The organism is Streptomyces sp. SID11385 (assembly GCF_010548245.1).
Taxonomy (GTDB): Bacteria; Actinomycetota; Actinomycetes; order Streptomycetales; family Streptomycetaceae; genus Streptomyces.
Map to the genome: position 1 here is coordinate 1 of NZ_JAAGLR010000628.1, position 4,166 is coordinate 4,166.

At 70.5% G+C, this 4,166-nt stretch carries 4 protein-coding genes; all 4 read right to left on the bottom strand.

The window, feature by feature from the left end:
* Window positions 1-302: 302 nt before the first annotated feature.
* A complete protein-coding gene (locus G3I42_RS19240) occupies window positions 303-914 on the bottom strand; it encodes a helix-turn-helix domain-containing protein (RefSeq protein WP_164287600.1) in 612 nt (203 codons plus the stop codon).
* 97 nt (window positions 915-1,011) lie between these two features.
* The gene (locus G3I42_RS19245) at window positions 1,012-2,187 is read right to left on the bottom strand and encodes an NAD(P)-dependent alcohol dehydrogenase (RefSeq protein WP_343244590.1); all 1,176 of its coding nucleotides are present in this window, start codon (window positions 2,185-2,187) and stop codon (window positions 1,012-1,014) included.
* A gap of 44 nt (window positions 2,188-2,231) precedes the next feature.
* Window positions 2,232-3,167, bottom strand: a complete 936-nt coding sequence (locus G3I42_RS19250) for a glycine betaine ABC transporter substrate-binding protein (RefSeq protein ID WP_203607027.1) — start codon at window positions 3,165-3,167, stop codon at window positions 2,232-2,234.
* Window positions 3,168-3,304: 137 nt separating this feature from the next.
* The coding region (locus G3I42_RS19255) for an ABC transporter permease (RefSeq protein ID WP_164287602.1) at window positions 3,305-4,166 on the bottom strand (862 nt) is incomplete at its 5' end.

Sequence of the window (4,166 nt, forward strand, 5' to 3'; positions counted from 1 at the left end):
CCCGCACCCGCCCCGCGCCCGGCGCCCGCCCCCGGCGCTCCGCACGCCGCGCCAGGGTGCCGGCGGCGGCCTCGGCCCGCAGGTCCCTCGCCCGGTAGTGGTGCAGCAACTGGTGGTCCGTCTCAAGGATTCCGAAGGCTCCGACGAGCACGTGCTTTCCGTAGATCTCGTACGACATGGCTGCTGCCTCTCCGACGCATGAAGGGAACGTGTGTTCGAATGCGGTGCGTTGCGCGGCCCGTGCCACTCGCGCGGAGCGCGGGCGGGCCGCTGGGTGTCTCAGTTGGGGGCCGCGGGGCGACTCAGCTGCGCGCCGCCCGGTGGATCGGCAGGGCGTGGAGGTGGACCCGTACCTCGCCGCGCCCCTCCCTGCCCGCGTCCCGGCCGTCGTACTCCCCGATCAGGGCGAGCAGGCGCGCGCCCAGCTCCTTGAGCTCGGCCGCGTCGAGGTGGAGCGTCATGTCGCTGAAGGTCCCGGCCTCCTCCCAGGGCGTATCGCGCCAGCGGTCGCGGTCGGCGACCCAGGAGGTCGTCTCGCGGTAGTGCGTGGAGGCGATCTCGTGGAGCAGGACATCGGTGGCGCCCCGGATCTCGGGATCGTCCTGATCGACCTTGCGGACATCGAAGTTGATCGATTCCGGGACCGCCCGCCACCAGCGCTCGCGCCCCGTGCCGTGCTCCGGGTCGTCCTCGACGAAGCCGTACTCCGCGAGCTGGCGCAGGTGATAGCTCGTCGCGCCGCTCGACTCGCCCAGCTCCTTGCCGAGCTGCGAGGCGGTGGCCGGGCCCCCGCGCCGCAGCGAGTTGAGCAGCTGGAGGCGCAAGGGATGGGCGAGCCCGCGCAGTCCGCGGGCGTCGAGCTGCCGCGTCGCCCGGGCGACGGCCTCTTCGGTGGGGGTCAGGTCCTCGGTCATGGCACTACCGTAGAGAACGCAAAGAACCTTTGCAAGAGATTTTTGCAAAGGTTCTTTGCGTTCATTCGAACGAGTGAGCCAGGAGGGCTTCCCGCCGTCAGAAGACGACCACCGGCTTCACCGTCGCGCCCGAAGCAGAGTCCTCGAACGCCTTGTTGATGTCCTCGAACGCGTACTGCTTCACCAGCTTCTCGACCGGGAAGCGGCCCTGCGACCACAGCTCCACCAGGCGCGGGATGAAGTTCTGCGAGACCGAGCTGCCCTGGATGATCGTCTTGAACGTCCAGCCCTTGGGGAGCGAGAGGCCGATCTCGAAGGGGACCTCGGTGCCGGCGGGGGCCGAGCCGACGGTGGCGAGGACGCCCCGTACCGCGAGCGCCTTCGCCAGGCCCGAGAGCACGGCGGGAACGCCCGTCGTGTCGAGGATGTAGTTGACGCCCCGGCCGCCGGTGATGCGGTCCAGCTCCGCGCCGAGGTCGGCGGTCTTGCTGTTGACGGTGTGCGTCGCGCCCAGCTCGCGGGCCAGTTCGAGGCGCGAGTCGTGCACGTCCACGGCGATCACCGTGCCGCAGCCGGCCACCTTGGCGGCCATGATCGCCGCGAGCCCGACCCCGCCCGTGCCGGCGACGGCGAGCACGGAGCCCGCCTCGGGGCGCAGGTCGTTGAGCACCGAGCCCGCACCCGTCTGGATGCCGCAACCCAGCGGCGCCAGGATTTCCAGCGGCACGTCGGCGGGCACCGGCACGACGGCCCGCTCCAGCGCGTTGACGTACGTGCTGAAGGAGGACTGCCCGAAGTAGTGCGAGGAGACGACCTCGCCGGACGCGGTGGACAGCGAGGTGGAACCGTCGCGGCGGCGGCCCCCGAAGTCGACGGTCATCATGTTCGCGCAGTACGCCACGTCCCCCGCCAGGCACTGCGCGCAGTGTCCGCAGTACGCGGCGGAGAGGATGACGTGGTCGCCGGGCTTGACGCTCGTGACGTCCGCCCCGACCTCCTCGACGATCCCCGCGCCCTCGTACCCGAGCACGGCGGGCAGCGGGGTGGGGTAGACGCCGTCCCGCGTCAGCGCGTCGTTGTGGCAGATGCCCGAGGCCACGAGCTTGACCCGGACTTCGTCGTTGCGGATGTCGTCCAGGCGCAGCTCCTCGATGCTCAGGGGGGCCTTGCGCGCGCGTGCGACAGCGGCGGTGATCGTCTTCATGGCTTCGTACTCCTGCGGCTTCTCAATATAGGGAACGAAATCGTCCCTAATCTGTACGGTACTGCGCACCGTGCGGAAGCGTGGCGTACCCCCCGTCGCACCGGCCCCTTCCCTCACCCCCCGCCCTTCTTCACGAACCCCTCCTCCTCCAGCCAGTCCCGCGCCACGTCGTGCGGGTCCTCGCCGTCCACGTCCACCTTCGCGTTCAGCTCCAGCGCCACCGCGTTCGTCAGCTTCTTCGTGATCGGCGCCAGCACCTGCTCCATCTGCGGGTGCTCTTCGAGCGACTTCGTGTGGAAGACGGGCGCCACGTTGTAGTTCGGGAAGAAGTGCTTGTCGTCCTTCATGACCTTCAGGTTCAGCGCCTTGACGCGGCCGTCCGTCGTGAACACCTCACCGAAGACGCACGCCCCCTTCGCGGTCTGCGTGTAGACGATGCCGCCCGCCATCTTGGTGACGCGCGAGTTCGGGATGTTCATGCCGTAGGCCCGCTTGAGCCCGTTGAGCCCGTCCTCGCGCGCCGCGAACTCGCCCTCGACGCACAGCGTCACCGCGCCGGGGTTCTTCTTCGACAGGGCGGCGACGTCGGAGAGCGTCTTCGTGCGGTACTTCCGCTCGTTCCGCTGGTTGAGCGCGAGCGCGTACGTGTTGTTGAGCGGCCCGGGCGGGCCCCACGTGATGCCGTTGCGCCGGTCCGCGTCGCGCACGGCGACCCACTGCTCGTGCGGGTCGATGATCGGTTTCGTGTGACCGAGGTACGTGATCCAGCCGGTCCCCGTGTACTCGTACATCGCGTCCGCCGTGCCGCTCTTGACGGCCTCGCGCGCGCCGATCGAGCCCTGGATGCCGGTACGGTCCAGGACGTCGGCGCCCGCCGCCTTGAAGGCGATGCCCATGATCGCGCCGAGCACGAGCTGTTCGGTGAACTCCTTCGACGTCACGGTGATCTTCGCGTCCTTGAGCGGTTCGCCCTTGCCCACGGACCCGGGCCCGACGTCGTCCACGAGCGGGCTGCCGCTCGTGAGCCCGCACCCCGCCGCGCCGATCAGCAGCGCCCCGGCGAGCGCGGCGACGGCGGTACGGGGGTACCTCGGGCCGGTCCGGAGGCGGCCACGCACCGCCGTGGAGCCGCCGCGTACGCCTGCCGCCGCGCCGCCGCGTTCACCCGTACGAATGACACCCGCCTTCATGAGCCGACCTCCAGTCCCCGCGGCCTCAGCAGCAGTTCCGCCAGCGAGGCGAGCCAGTCGACGAGGAGGGCGAGCACGATCGTGAGGATCGAGCCGATCACGAGGACCGACATGCGCTGGTTGGTGATGCCCGCCGTGATGATGTCGCCGAGCCCGCCGCCGCCCCCGAACGTCGCGAGGGTCGCGGTGCCGACGTTGAGGACGAGCGCGGTCCGCACGCCCGAGAGGATCAGCGGCACCGCGAGCGGCAGTTCGACCTTGCCGAGCACCATGAGCGGCGACATGCCGATGCCGCGCGCGGCTTCGAGGAGCGTCGGGTCGTTGGCGCGCAGCCCGGCGATCGTGTTCGAGAGGACGGGGAGGATCGCGTAGATGATGATGCCGACGAGCGCGGGGAACTCGCCCGTGCCCAGCCAGATCACGAGCAGCGCGAGGAGACCGAGGGCCGGGGTCGCCTGCCCGATGTTGGCGAAGGCGACCGCCACGGGCGCGGCTTTGCGCAGCCGCTGCCGGGTGAGCAGGATGCCGAGCGGGATCGCGATGATCAGCACGAAGAACGTCGAGATGACGGTGAGCTGGATGTGCTGGCGCACCCGCAGCCAGATGTTCCCGCCGCCGAGCGAGTTGCGGGCGATGACGTCGAGCGTCGCCGTGTCGTAGTAGAGCCACGTGCCGAGCAGCGCGAGCGCGAGCACCAGCGGCAGGAAGACGAGCTTGCGCCAGCCGATCCGGCGCGAGGCGCGCTCGACGCGGCCGCCGCGCGGCGCGTCGTGCTCGTCGCGCGGACCGTCGCCCTCGCGGCCGTCCTCGTCGAGCCCGTCGTCGTGCCCGTCGTGGCGGCCGTCGTCCTGGGGGTCG

Excerpts from the sequence above, each read along its gene's own strand:
- G3I42_RS19240 (WP_164287600.1), bottom strand. The coding sequence starts at position 914 with ATGACCGAGGACCTGACCCCCACCGAAGAGGCCGTCGCCCGGGCGACG.